Origin of the sequence: Clostridioides sp. ZZV15-6598 (assembly GCF_020657705.1) — a bacterium.
GTDB classification, from domain to species: domain Bacteria; phylum Bacillota; class Clostridia; order Peptostreptococcales; family Peptostreptococcaceae; genus Clostridioides; species Clostridioides difficile_F.
On record NZ_JAGWCS010000221.1, the window covers coordinates 1 to 3,517 of the forward strand.

At 25.8% G+C, this 3,517-nt stretch carries 3 protein-coding genes and 1 other annotated feature; all 3 genes read left to right on the plus strand.

Annotated features, from left to right (window positions below; genetic code table 11):
* Nucleotides 1-369, plus strand: a 369-nt coding sequence (locus KGF50_RS20770) for a hypothetical protein (protein ID WP_255655077.1), incomplete at its 5' end; no start/stop codon positions are given.
* A 283-nt stretch (nucleotides 370-652) separates the two neighbouring features.
* Nucleotides 653-917, plus strand: a binding site (T-box leader).
* A gap of 151 nt (nucleotides 918-1,068) precedes the next feature.
* Nucleotides 1,069-1,620, plus strand: coding sequence for a tryptophan transporter (locus KGF50_RS20775; RefSeq protein ID WP_227849819.1), 552 nt, complete (start codon nucleotides 1,069-1,071; stop codon nucleotides 1,618-1,620).
* A gap of 358 nt (nucleotides 1,621-1,978) precedes the next feature.
* Nucleotides 1,979-3,415 carry a tRNA (N6-isopentenyl adenosine(37)-C2)-methylthiotransferase MiaB gene (miaB, locus tag KGF50_RS20780; protein WP_227849820.1) on the plus strand — a complete coding sequence of 479 codons (1,437 nt, stop codon included), beginning with the start codon at nucleotides 1,979-1,981 and terminating at the stop codon, nucleotides 3,413-3,415.
* Nucleotides 3,416-3,517: the final 102 nt, after the last annotated feature.

Genomic DNA, 3,517 nt, shown 5'->3' on the forward strand with positions numbered 1-3,517 from the left:
ATAATATGTTTTTTACTAGTAGTCAGTATTGTAAATCCATTACAAGTAGAAGCTGAAATTATTAGCGATTTTAGTACATCTGTTTATTCAACACAAACGAATTATACATCTAGTAATGCTAAGTTTAAGACTATTAAATCTAGAAAAAGACATAGAAGCAGTAGGTCAAATAAAAGTAAAATAAAACTAAAAAAACGAAGTACAAGTAATAAAAAGCATAGAAATGGAATTATAAATAAACATAGTAACAGAAGTATAAAAAGACACAGTATAATATCAAAATTGATATTGTTAGTAATAGTGATATTTATCATTATAGCTATAATAATAGTAATACTCATTAAAAGAAATAAGAAAAGATTTTATTAAAATATAAAAATAAAATTAGTATGAGATTTATTAAGAATAATTTAAAAATTACATAAAAGAGCTAGGTAAATAATAGGAAAATGAATTAAATTATTGAAAATAAAGTTTAAAAAGTTTGAATTAGGTGTAAAATTTCAAGAAAGAAATTAGTATTGATTTTTATTAGTATTACTTTTTAGAAAATAGTTTTAGAAGTAGTATATTTAAAAAATTATAAAAATATATTGACATTTTTTAGAAAAAGTAATATGATTATTTCAATGGCAAAGCAATATATAATAAATTAAATCCTATGACAAGGAAGAGTAGTTAAATTTAGGTTCAATATAGAGAGCTAAGGATGGTGGAATCTTGGCAAGAAAAAATTTGATGAATGGGCCTTAGAGGAGTAAATCGAAATCATATTTTTGAGAGTAGACTTTATCGTCAGTCGCACGTTATAGCGAATAGGGTATGCAAGTACCTGATAATGAGATATATAAAAATTGAGTTTTATATTAAATTTTTATATAATTTAGGTGGCAACGCGGATAATCTCCGTCCTATTAATTTAGGACGGAGTTTTTTTATTTTACGAAAAATTCGATATGTAGAAGGTGGTGAAATAGATGTTATGAATTTCTAAAGCTAAAGATGATGATTTAGAAAACTGGCAAAAAAATAAATTGAAAATTAAAAAAATTAGGAGGAAATACAGCAATGAAAACAAATACAAAAAAATTAACTTTAAACGCAATACTTTTAGCAATGGGATTATTAATACATCAAATTACACCTGCTATAGGATTACCAATGAAACCAGATATACCATTAGCAATGTTATTTGTAATACTAGTTTTAAATAAAGATGACTATAAAACTTGCTTAATAGCAGGAATAGTAACAGGTATTTTTACAGCACTTACATCAAGTTTCCCAGGAGGTCAAGTTCCTAATGTAATAGATAAAACTCTTACAGCCAATATAGTATTTTTATTAATATATGTTAGCTATAAAATGCCTTTTATAAAAAATTTATCTAAAAAAACACAAGACACTATAGTAGTTGCAATTATAATGCCAATAGGAACACTTGTAAGTGGAACAATATTTTTGTTAGCTGCTCAAGCTATAGTTGGTCTTCCAGGAGCTTCTTTTACAGCTTTATTCTTGACAGTAGTATTACCAGCTGTTTTAATAAATTTAGTTGCAGGAATATTTTTATTCAAAATTGTTAATTTATCAATAAGAAGGGTTAGTTACCAAAGTTAAAATTTGATTAGATATATGATTTATAATATTTCATTTGAAACATATTTGATATAATAAAAAGTTTATTTTATAAAGATATTATGATTATTTCATTTTCTTAAATAAGATTAATTTAATGTACCTGTATAGTATAAACTGAGTACATTATTAGATATCAATAGAAATATATTTTGTAGAATTGTAAATAGATTGATTTTAAATCTATTTTTATATAAAAGTAAAGTATAATATAATAAAGGACAGCGACTTAGCTGTCTTTTATTATACTTAAAACTTTAATAATGCCTTTAAAAGATTTTTCTTATTTGATATAATTAAGGTTATGTGTAATATAAGAAATTAACTAGGAGGAATAGACGTGAGCAAAAGAAAACAAGTAACAATACCTATAGAGAAAATACAAGAACAAGATAAATATATAGAACAAATACACAGACAAAATGAAGAATACTTCAACAGAACAGGAAAGAGAAAACTCGTGTTTACTCAAACCTTTGGGTGTCAAATGAATGAACATGATTCAGAAAAACTTTGTTCAATGTTAGAAGAAATGGGATACCAAATGTCAATGATAGTTGAAGAGAGCGACCTAATAATATATAACACATGTGCAGTAAGAGAAAATGCAGAACTAAAAGTGTATGGAAATTTAGGTCAGTTAAAGCATCTAAAAGGAAAAAATCCAAACATGAAAATAGCTGTGTGTGGATGTATGATGCAACAACCACACGTTGTAGAAGAACTAAGAAAAAAATACAAACATGTAGACCTTGTATTTGGAACACATAATTTATATAAATTTCCACAATTACTTACAGAATCAATAAATTCTGACAAGATGTTAGTAGATGTATGGGATGTAGATGGAGAAGTAATAGAAGGTCTTAGAAGTAATAGAAAATTTGAATTAAAAGCATTTGTAAATATAATGTATGGATGCAATAATTTCTGTACCTATTGTATAGTTCCATATACAAGAGGAAGAGAAAGAAGCAGAACACCTGAAGATATAATTAATGAGATAAAAGAGCTTGTTTCAAATGGAACAAAAGAAATAACTTTGCTTGGACAAAATGTAGATTCGTATGGCAAAACACTTGAAAATCCAGTTACATTCTCAGAACTTTTAAGAAAAGTTAATGATATAGAAGGAGTTGAGAGAGTAAGATTTATGACATCTCATCCTAAAGACATATCTGATGAGGTGATATATGCAATTAGAGATTGTGACAAGGTGTGTGAATTTTTACATTTACCAATACAATGTGGAAGTAGTAGTCTTCTGAAAAAAATGAATAGACACTATACAAAGGAATATTATCTAGAAATAATAGAAAAAGCTAAAAAAGAAGTGCCAAATATTGCTTTTTCAACAGACTTAATGATAGGTTTTCCAGGAGAAACAGAAGAAGATTTAGAAGATACTTTAGATGTGGTTGAAAAAGTTAGATATGATTCAGCATTTACATTTATTTATTCTAAGAGACAGGGAACTCCTGCTGCTAAAATGGAAAATCAAATACCAGAAGAAATAAAACATAAAAGATTTAATAGAGTATTAGAAGCAGTAAATAGAATCTCAGCAGAGATAAATGATGAATATAAAAATAGAGTAGTTGAAGTTTTGGTCGAAGGAAGAAGCAAAAATAATGAAGATAAATTTGCTGGTAGAACTAGACAAAATAAACTTGTAAATTTTGAAGGTGGAAGTGATGATTTAATTGGAAAATTAGTTATGGTTAAAATCACTGAACCTAGAACATTTTCATTGAATGGTGTACTAGTAAATGATTAACACTGTATAAAATAATAAAATTATGTAAACTAATTGAAATAGATGTACTATAAAACAAAATATATTAAATTTTTTAATTTTAAGAACATATCATATATATTA